This is a genomic window from Phycisphaera sp. (assembly GCA_025916675.1).
Taxonomy (GTDB): Bacteria; Planctomycetota; Phycisphaerae; order Phycisphaerales; family UBA1924; genus JAHCJI01.
The window spans coordinates 338,494-353,246 of the sequence record CP098402.1; the positions used below are offsets into that span (position 1 = coordinate 338,494).

Below are 14,753 nucleotides of genomic sequence, written 5' to 3' on the forward strand. Positions count from 1 at the left end.
CCCATGCGATTGCTCGACCGCTCCATCGCGATCCAGTACTTCGTCAACGTGGTGCTGCTGCTGGTGATCCTGGGCAGCTTCATCGTGGTGGTCGACGCGTCGCTCAACCTGCACCGCTACGTGCGGTACGCGGGCGAGCACGACGACTTCGTCTCCAAGGCGATGGCGACCGCGTCGATCGTCTGGAACCTCTGGTGGCCCAGGCTCATCCAACTCTTCAACTTCACGCTCGGCTTCGTGCTGGTGGCGGCGCTCGGTTTCACGACAGCCCAGATGGTGGCCCGGCGGGAACTGGTGGCCATGCTGGCCAGCGGCATCAGCCTGTGGCGGGCGATGGTGCCGGTGTTCGTCGTGGCGTTCGGTTTCGTGCTGGTGGGTGTGGCCAACCAGGAACTGGTGGTGCCTCGGATCGTGGGCATCCTGCTGGCCGACGACCCGCGTGTGAAGAACAACGACGGCAAGATCGGCGTCAGCAACCTGCCGACGACGCCCGACGCCAGCGGCAAGCTGATCTTCGCGGCCTCTTTCGACCCCGAGGCGGGCGTGATGGAGGGCGTGAAGATCTGGGAGCGGGACGAGGTGGGCGTGCCCACGAGGCTCATCTCGGCCGAGAAGGCCACCTGGGACGGCTCGGCGTGGATGCTCGAGGCCGGCTCGGTCCAGCCGGTGGGCCGGCCGGGGGCTCCCGAGCCGATCGATCGCGTCGAGACCGAGATGGACCCCAACGCGCTGGCGGTCCGCCGTTTCGCCGGGCTGGGCCAGCACCTGAGCTTCGCCACGCTCGGGCGGATGCTGTCCCAGGATCGCAGCCTGACCCCCGAGTTGCGGCGGCGGCTCCAGCGGGATCGGTGGGGTCGGGTCGGCTCTTGGGTGGCCATGGGCCTGTCGCTTGTCATCGCGCTGCCCTTCTTCGTGACGCGCGAGCCCCGGAACATGGCGGTGCAGGCGGCCAAGTGTGCGCCGATCGTGCTCGCGGCGCTGGTGCTGTCGGCCCTGGGCGTCTCGGCGCCCATCGCGGGCATGCCCGGCTGGCTCAGCGTGTTCCTGCCGGCGATGCTCCTCGCGCCCGCCGCGGCTGCGGCGGCCACGAGTGTCCAGACATAAGGGACAAGCCCAGCCGATCGGCACGCGAACATTCAGAAATACTTGCTCGCGGGTGGGTTCGGTGAAACATTTCTGGACGCTCGGCTATACAAATGGCGAAGGCCCTGGCAGACTCGTGGGCCGCATCGGCTAGGATTCCACCTTCATGCGTACGCCCAAGGGCAACCCAGCCAATCCAGAGCTTCGTGGCTCCCGAGGGTTCTCGATCCTCGAACTGCTGATCACCATGGGCATCGTGGCGATCCTGCTCGGCCTGTTGCTGCCGTCGCTGCGGTACGTCCGATACGCCGCCAACGGCGCGGTGTGCGCCACGAACCTCAGGCAGATCGGCATCGGCTGGCGGCAGTACATCGACGACCACCAGGCCATGCCCTTCCGCGCGGATGCCGATTGGAAGTATGGCGGGGCATCGTTCTTGGGTGCCGAGCGTCGCGCGGTGCTGTCGAGCGACCGTCCGCTGAACAGCTGCATCATGACCGAGAGCGAGCAAGACAGCGATGGCCTGGCGACGCTGTTCCGCTCGCCGATGGATCGCGGGTACCGATGGACCGAGGCTTCGGGCAAGCCGGTGACCCAAGAGGTGTTCCCCCAGCCGACAGTGTTCGAGCGGTTCGGCACCAGCTATCGAGCGAACCCGCTGCTGCTCGACGAGCGGCGAACGCGTCCGACAGCCATGCCCGGCCCGATGGCCGAGCACGAGATCGAGGTCATGCCCTCGCGCATGCTGCTGGTGGCGGTGCCGCAGTGGCAGATCGCGGTCGACCGCGAGTGGCGAGTCGAGGCGTCGTGGCACCCCGAGCCGAACACGGGCAACGTGTTGTTCCTGGACGGCTCGGTGCGGCACGTGAACTTCACCGACGGGCTTGGCACCGAGTTCCAGTACGTGCCGCGACCGGTGGAGGGGCATCCCCTGATCATCGGCACGCCGGCCCTCCCCCCGCTGCTCCAGTAGCGATTACGAGAGCATTTCGAGCAGACGCTGGCGGATGGCTTTGGGGTCTCCCGAGCCCTTGGCTTGTTGCATGGCGTGGCCGATGAGGCGTCCGATGGCCTGCTGCTTGCCGCCGCGGACTTCTTGGGCGGCCTGGGCGTTGGCGTCGATCGCGGCCTGGCACCAGGCGTCGATGGCGCCGGCATCCTGGACGACGAGCAGGCCGCGCTGGTCGGCTAGAGTGCGTGCGTCAACGGTCGTGGGCTCGACCGCCATGGTTTCGAGCAACTCGTCGAGGCCGTTGCTGCTGATGTCGCCTTTGAGCTTCAGGTCGGCGAGGTCGGCGAGTTGGGCGGGAGTCACGTGCAACTCGCCCGGCGCGCACGATCGCTCGTTGGCCAGGCTGGCGAGCTTCTGCGTGATCGCGTTGGCCAGGGCCTTCGCGGGTTTGGTGCCCTCGTGGCCGCGCTCGCCAAGGGCGTGGAGGGCACCGGCGAAGAGTGCGGCCGTGCCGGTATCGTTGAGGATCATCGAGGCATCGGCGATCGGGAGTTCGAGGTGGCTCGTAAGCCGTTCGAGCCGAGGGAGCCAGGGCTCGGATGCCAGCGTGCGCGCACGTTCGAGTATGTGTTCGGTGATGCGGATCGGCGGCAGGTCGGGGTCGGGGAAGTAGCGGTAGTCGTGGGCGTCTTCTTTTTCGCGCTGGGGCGTGGTGCGCAGGTTCGTGTCGTCCCAGCCGTAGGTTGCCTTGGCGCCGGGGCCCATGACGCGGCCGTCCTCGCGCCAGCGCTCGGGTTGGGCGCGGTGCTCGTGCTCGATCGCGCCCACGACGGCGCGGAAGCTGTTGAGGTTCTTGACCTCAACGATGGGCGTGGTGATGGTCTGGCCATTGCCGAGCGTGAGCTCGCAGTTGATGTTCGGCTCGAAGCGCATGTGGCCTTCTTGCAGCACGCCCCGGCTGGCGCCCAGCAGGCGAACGGTGTGGCGCAGCCAGCGGCAGAACGCTTCGACCTGTTTCGCGTCGGTGAAGTCGGGCTCGGTCACGATCTCGAGCAGCGGCGTACCGGCGCGGTTGAGGTCGACGATGGAGTGGTCGATCGCGCGCCCCCCGGGCGCCTCGTGCAGCAGCTTGCCGGCGTCTTCTTCGAGGTGGGCGCGGACGATGCCGATGCGGGTGCGCGGGGCATCGAGGTCGGCCTCGCCGCGGTCGTTAAAGGCCGGAAGGTCGACCGCGCCGTCGAAGCACAGGGGCTGGTCGTACTGGCTGATCTGGTAGGCCTTGGGCAGATCGGGGTAGAAGTAGTTCTTGCGATCGAAGCGGGTGACTCCGGCGATCGAGCAGCCGAGCGTCAGGCCGACGGCGATGGAGAGCTCGATGGCCGTTTTGTTGGGCACCGGCAGCGCGCCGGGCAGGGCCAGCACGACCGGGTCGATGAGCGTGTTGGGCTCATACGCCGCCGCGCCGGGAGCCGCGGGACTGCGCGCGCGGGTGAACATCTTGCTCTGGGTCGCGAGTTCGACGTGGACCTCGAGCCCGACGATGAGGCGAACGCCGGTGATCTCGACGCTCTGGCGTTCGGCGTGGCTCAGCTCGGGTGCGGTCGTGGTCATTGGTGCATGGTATCGGCGGCGCGCGTGGCGCGGGCGGCCTCGCGCACGCGGCGGGCGACCCAGGGGCGGTGGATGCCGAAGCGTTCGGCCAGTTCGGCCAGCGTGTGGGGGCGTTCGCCCAGGCCGTAGCGGGCTTCGAGTAACGATCGCTGGTCGTCGGGCAGCGTGTGCAGCCCCGCGCGGAGCGAACGCGGGGCTTCGAGGAACGCCTGCCAGGGGCTGACGCGGCGGGTCCAATCGTCGATGGCCGACTGGGTGAAGCTGCGTCGGGCGGCGGTCGTGGCCTTGTCGGGCGGCAGCGCGTCGCTGGCCACACGGTCGACGGCGACCGTGACGGCGGCGCTCAGGCGACCGCCGCGCGCGGGGTCGTAGCGGTGGGCCGCCTCGGCGGCGGCGGCCAGGGCGAGTTGCAGGCGGCTGGTGGCCAGGCGGGCGGGCAGGGATTCGATCTCGTCGCCCAGCCGGGCCTCGATGCCGCGCAGCACGATACCCAGCATGGGGCGCAGCGCCTCGACGCGCAGCCGGGCGGCCCAGAGCAGGTCGGTTTCGGCAGTGTCGATGGGCTCGGCCCGGAGCTTGGCTGCGTGGAGCTCGGCGATGGTGCGCGCGGCCCGGGCGGTCAGGAAACGCACATAAGTGGTGATCTGCCGCTCGGTCGTACGGTCCGGGGCGTGCGGGTCACGCATCTCGGCGACGAGATCGGACAGCAGCGTTGGGCCCGGTGCACCCAAGGGAATCTTGGGGCTCGGTGGCTCCTCGACCTCCACGGGTTCGAGGCCAAGATCGCGCAGGCGAGCGAGGCGCTGGCCGTCGATGATCCGGCGCGTCGCGCCCGTATCGCGACCGAGCCGTCCGGCGATGGCGGCCGGCTCGAGGAACCGATCGTGCGCGCGCAATGCGATGCGGCGTTCGCGGTCGGTCCACGCGGTCGAGTCGCCAGATTCGCGTTGCAGCAGCTGGCGGATGGCCTCGTGGCTCCGGCCGAGCTCATCGGCGACGACCCAGGCTGCGGCGTTGGGTGTCTTGCCCTCTTCTTGCAATTCTTGCGCTCGAGCTTTCGCACGCTCTTGCTCTTGCGCGTCGAGGCGTGTGAACGATCGTGCTCCCGCGATGGCATCGCCCCGCCGAGCCTCGAACGCGGCGATGGCCGCGGGCGTAAACATCAGTCGTCGTGTGCGGCCGGAACGCACGCTGCGGGCCGAGAGCCCTCTTGCTCGATAGCGGTGCAGCGTGCGTACGGCGACGTTCCATGCCTCGGCCAGTTCGTTGACACCCACGCTGCCCTCGGGCAGTTCTTCGAGCTTGGTGTCGGCCGCGGCGCTTAGTGCTTCGATGATGGCGCACGTATCAACAAGCGCCGCATCGCCTGAAACGCGACCCGGCACGTGCATGCCGTAGCCCGATGCGGTCGAGAGGAACCAACCGGCGGGCACGTCATGGCTCGTGTCGAGGGTCGTGATGGCCTCTTCGAGGTGTTCGACGGCGCGCAGCATGACCTTGCGCGGCGCGCGGCGTAGCTCGGCCAGGGCGTCGATGGCGGGTTGGCTCGTTGGGCCGCGGGCGGCCATGGGCTACGCGTTCCCGGGAATGGGGCTTGGATTCGATACGTCGGCGAAGCAAGGTGCTGCGGCTTCAGTGATGCCGTGCTTGGTGCATAGCTCGAAGAACTTCCCGACCGATTCTCGTTCGCGCTCACCGAGGTCGTAGCGGAGTAGCTCGCCGATGTACCGCTGGGCCAGATCGACCGGCCAGCGGGCCTTGGGTGCCCAGTGCTGTACGAGCCAGTCGAGGCGTGTGGCGTTGTGCCGGCGCTGGCGGTCGAGCATCGCGCTCGCGAGCGCCATGCGACGCTGGCCTTCGTCGGTATCGATGGCGTCGGCACGGCACGTCCACGCGGCGTACACGAAGGGCAGGCCGGTGAGCGTCTTCCAGGCTTCGCCCAGATCGAGCTGGTGCGGATAGCGGACGGCCGGTGGGCTGTGTGTCACGACCTTGTCGCCGATGAGCAGGAGCGTGGCGGGCCAGCCGTCGGCATCTTGCTCGACGGTCTCGCCGCCAAGGGCCACACGCTCCAAGGCATTGAATGGGACGAACTTTGGGGACACACCGAATTGCTCGGCCAGCAGCACACTGGCGAGCGCGATCGACGTGTGGCTATCCGCGTCGGCACACACGGCGGTGATGTTCGCGAGCGGCACGCTGCTGAACAGGCGGACGGTGAGCGTGGGTCCGTCGCTCCCGATCATGCCGGCGGGCAGAATGGCCAGCTCGGGATCCCCAACGGCATCGATGACCGACGCGAGGCCGATCTCGGCCTTGCCCGATCGGACCATCGGTGCGATGTCGGCCGGCACGGCGGGGATGAGCGTGAGGCCCTCGAGCTTGTCGAGGCCCTCGACGAGCGGGGCGGTGTTGAGGTATCGCACGCAAGCGACGCGGATGGGGTCCATGGTTAGCCCCCCTCCGTCGTGGGTTCGGGGTCGACGGGATTGAGCTGCTCGAACGGCCCGATGCGTCCGCCGTTCGTCTCGCCATCGCCCGCCGCCCCGGTGCCGTCGGTGGCTGGGTCGTAGGGGATGGTGCCGCCCGTGCGGTAGGCCTCGCGGATCTGCGGCAGCCATTTCTCGAGCATCGGGCGCAGGTGTGGGTTGTCGTCGTGGTCGTACTGATGGGTCTCTTCGTACGCGCGATCCACATCCCAGCCCTCGACGATCACGCGGTGCAACGCGACGAGGCAGCCCGTACGCTCGCTGCCCGCGGCGCAATGCACCCACACGGGCTGGTTCGCCGGGTCGTTCATGAGGCGGAGCGCGAGCACGTAGTCGTTCGGGTCTCCGGTTGCGTCGCCGATGAGGCCGAAGCGGTATCGCGTGACGCCGAGTTCGGCCGCAACGGCCTGGGCGGTGGCCTCTTCCTCGGTGCCCGGCGTGTGCGCGCCCAGGTCGATGATGGTCTTGACGCCGGTTTCCTGGACCGCCCGCCGCGTGGCCCGCGGCAGGGGCTCGCCGCTGCGATAGATCGCACCCTCCTGCACCACGCCCCAACGCTTGGGCCAGAACAGCTCGTGCCCGTCGTCGGCGTACCAGATCACGCCCGCGAGGACGGCGATCAGCAGCACGATGGGCAAGATCAGCTTCTTTTTCGAGCCAGCGGGCTTCGCGCCTTCGGCCGTGGTGGTCTCGGTCATGGCCAAGGGTAGGAATACGATTGGGCATGCGAATCCGATCCAACTGCCTATTGCCCATTGCCAATTGCCTCGAGCAGCCCAGGGTGCCCGATGGCAATTGGCAATGGGCAATTGGCAATGGGGGGGAGGCGGACCATGCCTGAACAGCACCGCAAGCCCGCTCCCAAGCGTTCCGCACCCACGCCCTACCCCGAGAGCGTGCAGCGGGCCATCGACGAGATGGCCGCCCTGCCGGGCATCGGCCGGCGGACCGCCGAGCGGCTGGCGTTCTATCTCTTGAAGGGTCCGCCCGAGACGGCCAAGAGCCTCGCCCAGGCCATCGCCGAGATGCGCACGCGGTCGACGCCGTGCCCCATCTGCGGCAACCTGGCCGACGAGCCGCCGTGCCGCGTGTGCCGTGCGGCGATTCCGAGTGAGGGCGGGTCCGCCTCGCGGGACGCGTCGCTCGTGCTGGTGGTCGAGCAACCCCGCGACCTGTTCGCCATCGAGGCCAGCGGCGCCTTCGCGGGTGTGTACCACGTGCTGATGGGCCGGCTGAGCCCCTTGGAAGGCGTGGGCCCGGGCGACATCAACATCGCCGACTTGCTCGCGCGCGTCGACGACCCCACCCGCAACGCCGGCGGCGTGCGCGTGAAGGAGGTCGTGCTGGGCCTGAACCCGACCTTAGAAGGCGACGCGACCGGGTTGTATCTCGCCCAGGAACTCGAGCAGCGCGGCATCAGCGTGAGCCGGTTAGCGCGAGGCCTGCCCTCGGGCGGGCAGATCGACTGGGCGAGCAAGGCGGTGCTGGCGGACGCGATCGAGGGACGGCGGGGGTTTTAACTGCTCGGCTTAGCCGGGAAGAGAGCACACGGGCTACGAGCACCCCGCGTCGAACTCGTTCTGGAAGGCCAGGAAATCGAACAGCGTCAACGCCCCGTCGCCGTCGAAGTCGGCGGCCGGGTCCCCGGTGGCAAAGAGGTTCTGGAACGCCAGGAAGTCGAAGAGGGTGAGCGCGCCATCGCCGTCCAGGTCGGCCGGGCAGCCGGAGGGGTCGCAGGCGTTGAGCAGCACGCTGACGTCCTGGCTGATGTAGTTGGTCAAGGCCAAGTCTTGGGCGCCATTGCCGTCCAGGTCGCCCATCGCCAGGGCCAGGGGCGAGTCGCCCGTGGCGAAGCGTACCTCGTCGGCGTAGGTCCCATCGCCGTTGTTCGCCAGCACGCTGACGCTGTCGTCGAAGCGGTTGGCTACCGCTAGGTCGCCGTCGCCGTCGCCATCCAGGTCACCGATCGCCACCGACACGGGGTAGAAGCCCACGCCGTAGAGCGTGTCGGGCAGGAACGTGCCGTCGCCGTTGTTCAGCAACACGGTGACGTTGTCGACGGCAGAGTTCGCGCCAACCAGGTCCAGGTCACCGTCGGAGTCCACGTCGCCGATCGCCAGGGACAACAGCTCTCGGCCCGAGCCGTAGGCCCCATCGAACACGAACGAGCCGTCGCCGTCATTGAGCAGCACGGTGGCGCGAGAGGTCGCGACAGCGAGATCGGCGTCGCCATCGCCGTCCAGATCGCCGATCACGATGGACGCGACCCCGCTGCGCGGGTCGTACCGCACCTCGGGCGCGAAGGTGCCGTCGCCGTTGTTCAGCAGCACGCTGATGTCGGGCGAGCCAACATTGCCCACGACGATGTCGGCATCGCCATCGCCGTCCAGGTCGCCGATCGCCGCCGTCTGGGGCGCGTCGCCTACCGCGAAGATCCCGCCCGGGGCGAACAAACCATCACCGTCGTTGAGCAGCACACGGATATCGCCGGTGAACGCGCTGACGGCGGCCAGGTCCAGATCGCCGTCACCGTCCAGGTCGCCGATCGCCGCGAAGGCGGGGAAGCCGTCCACGCTGTAGCGTGCATCGATCGCAAAAGCGCCGTCGCCGTCGTTCAGCAGCACGCTGACCTCTCGGGCGGTCTGGCCCACTACGGCCAGGTCGGCATCACCGTCGCCGTCCAGGTCGCCGACCACCACCGACTGGGGCCGCTCGCCCGCGCCGTAGAGCATCTGGGGTGCCAGGATCTCGGCCGGATCGCAGGCCTGGCCCAGGGCGCCCGCGGCCAGGACGGGAACGGTCAGCACGGCCCCCAAGGCCACCACGCGTATGGATGTATTCATGATCGATCTCCTCCGACCGACAGCATACCAGACTTCGCGGCATTGTCCAAGCCAAACCCGGGCGGGCGATCCTCCGATATCGGCAGCACCACCCACCCAAACCCCCAGCACCGCCCCAGAACCGCCTCCAAGAACCCCCGCCACCCCCGTCCAAGCCACAATCCCAAGGCCGCACGGCGTCGCCACGACCGCGAATGACCTCGGGCGGCCAGATCGACTGGGCGAGCATTGCGGTGCTGGCAGACGCGATCGAGTGGCAGCGGGGGTTTTAGGGGCTCGGCCGCGCCGGAGAAGTGTGGGGGCGCGTACGGCCCCCACGATCGGGGGATGGTCCGCGGCGTGACCCGGCGATATTGTTTCTCCAAGCCCGCGCGACGGTGGGGGCGTTACACCGGGGGTGCCAAGACATGAGACGCGTTCTCACGCTCGCGTTCGCGCCGCTGCTGGCCTGCGTTCCAGGGTGCTGGATGTCGGCCAGCTCGCACCAGCTGGGCTTCATCCCCGTCACGGGGCTGATCGGCCAGGACGATCCCAACGCCGTCGCACCCGACGACTGGGACCTGTACGCCATCCCAAGGAGCGAGCCCGCGCCGAATGCCACAGCCCGGGTCGAGCTCGCACACGGCCTGATGCTGACGCTGAGCCTGGGCGAGGCCCAGCGCGAAACGCAGGCCGAACCCTCCGCAGAACACGCCCTCGTTCGCATCGGGTACTGGCGTCCGGATTGGGATTTGGACTGGAAGAAGGGCGTGGTGTGGTACCGCACGCTCCAGGATCCCACGACCACCCAGGATCTGGGCACGGCCTACATGATCGTCGATGTCTCGCCGCTGCACCGCCATACGTCTCTGGGCACGAGCGACCCGGCGGTTTTTCAGCGGCGTCTGGGCAAGATCGCCGAGCTGCTGCTCATCGCCGCCGACCACAACGGCGAGACGTACTGGCGGATCATGGTCGGCGACCTGGAAACTTTCGGGGCCCTGGGCGACCTCTCCAAGGCGCTCATCGGCGGCGGCGTGCCGGGCGCGTTCATCTCGCCGGTGGTGGGGGCCACGCTCGCGGGCGCGGGCCTGCTGCTGGAGATCTACAACGACTCGTTCCTGGACGGCCTGGACGTGAACGATTACGCGGCCCTGCGCGACGCGGCCTCAGTGTACCGCCAGGCAGTGCGGGCCCGGATGTTCGCTGAGATCAAGAACGCCCAGCCCGGCAAGCACGCGGTGCAATCGGTGCTGGCCCACGCCAACGACTACGCCTTCACCTACACCATCAAGGGCTCGCTGCACGCGGTGGCCAAGCAGAACGAGGAGCACCAGAAGCTGCTGGAGACCGGCGAGTCGGCCTGGCACCCGCTGTTCGCCGACCAGCGCGAGTTGCACTACCGCGCGCAGGCCAATGTCGCACGCGAGCGCACGGCCATGCTCGAGGCCCGCGCGGCCGAGCTGCGAGCCGAGGCCGCCCGCCTGGACGCCGAGGCGGCGCTGCGGTCCCGTCAGGACGTCGAAGCCGATCGCACCGAGCCGGGCGGATCCGCCGGCCGGGCCAACCCCGAGCGTCGGCCCGAGCCCACGCCGCAAGGCAACCGCCCGGTGCGCTGAGCAGAGGCCGGCCAGCGGCACACGGATCTCTCGCGACCGCGTTGCCGCGCGGCGCTTACGCGGGCTGTGTCGCCAAGCGATCCTGGTTCTCACGGAGGTGCTTGAGCTGCTTGCGCAGGGCGTCGACCAGGTTCCAGTAGAGCACCAGCGCGATCAGGGGGCCGATGATGATGATCATGCCCACCGTTGCCAGCAGCGGCACCAGCCACGCGTTGCGTTTGCCGCGACGGTGGATGTCCTGGTCGGGGATGCGCTGGCCCAGCCAGGCGACGTAGAGCATCTGCACCACGTAGCCCGCCACGCCCACGAGGGTGCTCAGCAGGCCGGCGACCACGAGGATGCCCACCGCGCCCATGCCCGCCGAGCCCGCCGAGCCCGCCGGGACCGTCGGGCTTGAGGCGCCGAGGGCCAGGCCCACCACGAACTGCGCCGCCGTCAGGGCGGCGCTGGCGATGAGCAGCCCGCGCACCCAGCGCCGGGCGGTGTCCATCCGCGTCGATTCGTGCATCGGCATCGGGGTGCTCAGCAGCCACCAGCCGTAGAGCAGGACCAGGCCCAGCGCCAGCCCGCCCAGGCCGAGGACGCCTTCCAGCAGTGCCGGGGCCGTGCCGCTTGCGCTGCTCGCCGCGAAGTACATCCCCACGCCGAAGCTCAGGACGGCGAACACGACCATCACCAGGATCGTCACGACCACGATGGTGGCCCCGCGGTGCAGCTTCGCGAGGTACTCGGCCGGGGCGAAGGCCAGCAGGTCGCCCTTTAAGGAGCGGGCGATGGGCGTGCCGCACTCGGGGCACTCGCCGTGGGGGCTCAGGCCCGCCAGCTCGTACCCGCAGCTCACGCACAGGGCGCCACCGCGGACCGGCCCGCTCGGCAGGCCGCAGGGCGTCGTCGGCGGGGCGCTGGGCCGCAGGTGCTCGGGGATGGGTGGCGCGGGCACGGGCCGTTCGGCCTCGGGCTCGATCCCGTACCCGGTCTCAGCCCTGGCCTCGTGCCCGGTCTCGTGTTCTTCGCCGTCGCCACCGCCGGCCCGATCGCCGGGGAGTTCGCTGGGGTTTTCACGCATGCCCCGAGGATAGCAAGCGTCGCCATTCTGGGGAAGGCCCCCGTCCCCGACCACCGACGCGCAAGCCCTTGGCGTCCGGATATGGGAACGGGGCTCAGGGGGCGGTTTGGGACGACTTTCGCAGCTGCGGAAGCTTTCCGGTGCGCGCACCCGAAGGCTTCCGTAAGGCCCCGAACGCCCCGGTGCGCACACCGGAGAGATCCCGCAGCGCCCCGAGCTACTCGGTGCATGCCCCGGGAGGCTCCAGCAAGTCTTCGAATGCCCCGGTGCATGCACTCCAGGATCCACACGGCCCACCGAGAAGCACCCGGAGAGCCAGAAGCAGCCGGGGGCTGACTAGGAGTCAATCAAGTTCGCTGAGGCAATCGGGCACCCTCACCGCTGGAGGTCGTGGTGTCATGGGGCCGGGGGCGTGCGATTCGTTGCCCCCGGCGGATGGATGAGCGACTCGAACGTCAAGTACAGGAATTCGGCCGGAGTCCCGACACCCGATGGGCCGGGTCCCGCTCCGTCAATGACCAGCTGCGCCGCAGGGGATCGCGTGGCCACATCTGACAACCCCGGTGAAATTTGGTAGCGATTCTGAAAGAAGTCAAAATCAAAATATGGCAGGCGAATGCTCCCGCCATTATCGCAGATTCGGTCAAATTCACCCAAAATTGTCACTGTACACGGAGTCGTCGGTGGATTGTTACAAGTGGCGCAGACGAGCCATCTCGCGTCTGAATTCTCGATAAAATTATCCGTCCAGTTGTTGTGCTCCGGGCACGTGTGAGCCGTGTTCATGTGGAATGGCCGAGTGAAGCCCCATACGACATTCTGGTCGTAGGTCCATCCGCTCGGCGGACCAATGGGCGTCCCAGTCATTCCGAAGACGCTCTTGCCGTCCGTATACAACCCATGCTTCGCGTTGCCCGTACTGCCGGAGTCTTGGAACACCACGTTGCGGATGACGCCGCTACCGTCGCCATCGCGCATGGTGACGATCCCGGCCATATCGTCGAGCAACTGGTTCGCGTTGCGAACGATGTTGTCTTTGATGTCGAGGTGCCGCGTCTGGGCACGCAACTGTGAATCGTCCGGGCCGAAACCCGAGAAAATCGCTTCGGACGGCGTGTTCATGATGTAGTTGAGTGAGATCTGAGAGAACGTCACCGGCGGCACTGTATTCGTTGCGGTCCACCCCGAGAAGATCGCGGGGCTGGAGAGGTAAGTTCGACCCGTGTCGTAGATGTAATTGTGCGACACGGTGAAGCTCGTGGGAACGGCGGTAATGCCGTCAAACATGGACCCCGTTGTCCCGCAATTGTGCGTTCTCAGGTTAGCGCGACAGATGACGACGGCAGACCCACCGATGTCGAAGAACTCGTTATTTTCGATGGTGTGCCCGTGGCCATTCTCGATCAGGATGCCGGTCGATCCGGTGTGCGCGACTCGACACTGCTTCACCGTGACGTCCGTACCACCCGTAATGCGCACGGCTGGCACCAACCGGTACCGATTGACTTCCTCCAGGTTGTCGATGGAATTCTGGTCGGCGATCTTGCACTTACTGGTACCCGCGGCGTAGAACGGCAATCCACGCATGGTCTCCGACCAACCTTGCTTAGGGTAGTCAAGGTCACCTTCGATGGCCGGGTCGGGTGGGTTGGGCTTTGATACTACCTCAAAGGTGTACGAGCCTCCTCCCAGATCGATCACCTTCGTCACACGGCTACCGAACGCTACTTGGCTGTAAGGAATTGGCCCCGGCAAGTCTTGGTTGGTGTGGGCAAAGTTCAGTAGCTCCAGTTTGATGTTCGAGCATCCATGGAACTGGAACAGCTCAGAGGCATATGGCACAACAATCTCGGCGGTTATGGCCGGCGGAGGATCCCCTGGGTTCAGCGGAGGAGGCGGTGATGCATACGGCGGGACCTGATCGGCAGGCAGGATCACCCACATGCGATCGTCGGCGTACGAGGGATCAATGTCACCACTGTCGCCAGGATTGAACCACCATTCGTACGGCTCGTCCATGAACTCCTTAGCGTTCTCGAGGTAGATCTCGGTCGCGTAACCGCACGAATCGGGATCGTCGTTGTACACGTGCTGGCCTAAGGCTCTGTCACTGGTGCCCTCTTCGTCTTGAACGCCGATCATGTCGTGCAACCGGACGTAGGTCCGCCCCGACGCCGTATGCTCCGGCAAGATCTCTCGGACGTACTGCCGATGCGACGCCCATGCTCCCTGGTTGCGCATCACGCATTCGATGCCGCGATCGGGCGTGTAGCCGCGGGCAGCGGTGCCGGCGTTCGCGGGGAACAGGTAGTCAACGTCAAGGGCGTACTCGTTGGCTGTCTTGTTAACGTTGTTGGTTACTCCGGTGTGCGGTACGTTGAAGATTGGAGCCGTAACGCGTGCAAACCCTTGGGTGGACGGCGAATCCGACACATCCGGCTCGCGCGCCCTTGTCGCACGAGCATTGTTCACATAGAGGTCCCTTGGCTTTGTTGGATCAAGGTAATCGACGGTCGCCCAGCCATTCGGTAGCTTTCGCGTCCACCAGCGGTCACCGCCCGCCGGAGACAGCGTTGTCCAACCGTCCAAGACAATTCCACCACTAACGAGGACGCCCTCGGCCCCGGATGGCCCGAGGTCGTACGCCTTGTACGTAATCGTCGTACCCTTCATGCCGCTGCCCGAGTCCTGACTCTCAAATCGGAGCGGGATCGGAAAACCCATGTTGTTGGTGTCGGGCGCGTACGTACCTTCACGAATGTACACGACCACATTGCGATCGAGGTCCTCTCCAGTCTCGCCGCAGAGGCTCCGGAAGTTCCGGATCAGGTCGCGTGCATCACCGATCTGTGGCACGGGCTTGGTGATGTCGTTGGCATAGTACAACCAGGTTAGATTCGGATTGAAGGGAGGTGCGCCATCATCGACGTAGAAGATCAGTGGGTCGCCCGCCGACGGGCAGCTAGCGCACAACGCGTCCGCTGCTTGCGCCTGAACGATGGCGGACAACAATACTAGTACAGACCACATCGCCGCCCAAGTTCTTTGTGACATTGACTGCTCCTGGATTGGAATAGGCTGATTCAGTAATCAGAATGCCCGACCGACTAT

General features: G+C 67.1%; 11 protein-coding genes. 4 read left to right on the top strand and 7 right to left on the bottom strand.

Annotated elements, in window-relative coordinates; translation table 11 throughout:
• Positions 1-3: 3 nt before the first annotated feature.
• Both NCW75_01440 and NCW75_01445 read left to right on the top strand, forming a co-directional pair.
• Positions 4-1,104 carry an LptF/LptG family permease gene (locus NCW75_01440; protein UYV14213.1) on the top strand — a complete coding sequence of 367 codons (1,101 nt, stop codon included), beginning with the start codon at positions 4-6 and terminating at the stop codon, positions 1,102-1,104.
• A 145-nt stretch (positions 1,105-1,249) separates the two neighbouring features.
• Positions 1,250-2,056, top strand: coding sequence for a prepilin-type N-terminal cleavage/methylation domain-containing protein (locus tag NCW75_01445; protein ID UYV12962.1), 807 nt, complete (start codon positions 1,250-1,252; stop codon positions 2,054-2,056).
• Positions 2,057-2,059: 3 nt separating this feature from the next.
• Here NCW75_01445 and gatB read toward each other — a convergent pair whose 3' ends face one another.
• The 4 genes from gatB to NCW75_01465 are packed head-to-tail and all read right to left on the bottom strand — an operon-like array spanning position 2,060 to position 6,833.
• Positions 2,060-3,646, bottom strand: coding sequence for an Asp-tRNA(Asn)/Glu-tRNA(Gln) amidotransferase subunit GatB (gene gatB, locus NCW75_01450; GenBank protein ID UYV12963.1), 1,587 nt, complete (start codon positions 3,644-3,646; stop codon positions 2,060-2,062).
• On the bottom strand, positions 3,643-5,214 hold the full coding sequence (locus NCW75_01455) for a hypothetical protein (GenBank protein UYV12964.1): 1,572 nt from the start codon (positions 5,212-5,214) through the stop codon (positions 3,643-3,645). The genes gatB and NCW75_01455 overlap by 4 nt, the downstream gene beginning before the upstream one ends.
• Positions 5,215-5,217: 3 nt before the next feature.
• Entirely contained in the window at positions 5,218-6,096 is an 879-nt protein-coding gene (locus NCW75_01460; protein ID UYV12965.1) for a menaquinone biosynthesis protein, read from the bottom strand.
• Between the two features lie 2 nt (positions 6,097-6,098).
• Positions 6,099-6,833, bottom strand: coding sequence for a tyrosine-protein phosphatase (locus NCW75_01465; GenBank protein UYV12966.1), 735 nt, complete (start codon positions 6,831-6,833; stop codon positions 6,099-6,101).
• A 135-nt stretch (positions 6,834-6,968) separates the two neighbouring features.
• Here NCW75_01465 and recR point away from each other — a divergent pair, with 135 nt between their 5' ends.
• On the top strand, positions 6,969-7,655 hold the full coding sequence (gene recR / locus NCW75_01470; GenBank protein ID UYV12967.1) for a recombination mediator RecR: 687 nt from the start codon (positions 6,969-6,971) through the stop codon (positions 7,653-7,655).
• Between the two features lie 33 nt (positions 7,656-7,688).
• On the opposite strand, the gene NCW75_01475 is transcribed toward recR, so the two are convergent.
• Positions 7,689-8,978 carry an FG-GAP-like repeat-containing protein gene (locus tag NCW75_01475; protein UYV12968.1) on the bottom strand — a complete coding sequence of 430 codons (1,290 nt, stop codon included), beginning with the start codon at positions 8,976-8,978 and terminating at the stop codon, positions 7,689-7,691.
• A gap of 407 nt (positions 8,979-9,385) precedes the next feature.
• Here NCW75_01475 and NCW75_01480 point away from each other — a divergent pair, with 407 nt between their 5' ends.
• On the top strand, positions 9,386-10,576 hold the full coding sequence (locus NCW75_01480; GenBank protein UYV12969.1) for a hypothetical protein: 1,191 nt from the start codon (positions 9,386-9,388) through the stop codon (positions 10,574-10,576).
• 55 nt (positions 10,577-10,631) lie between these two features.
• On the opposite strand, the gene NCW75_01485 is transcribed toward NCW75_01480, so the two are convergent.
• Positions 10,632-11,642, bottom strand: coding sequence for a hypothetical protein (locus NCW75_01485; protein ID UYV12970.1), 1,011 nt, complete (start codon positions 11,640-11,642; stop codon positions 10,632-10,634).
• Between the two features lie 396 nt (positions 11,643-12,038).
• Positions 12,039-14,696 carry a right-handed parallel beta-helix repeat-containing protein gene (locus tag NCW75_01490; GenBank protein UYV12971.1) on the bottom strand — a complete coding sequence of 886 codons (2,658 nt, stop codon included), beginning with the start codon at positions 14,694-14,696 and terminating at the stop codon, positions 12,039-12,041.
• Between the last annotated feature and the right edge of the window lie 57 nt (positions 14,697-14,753).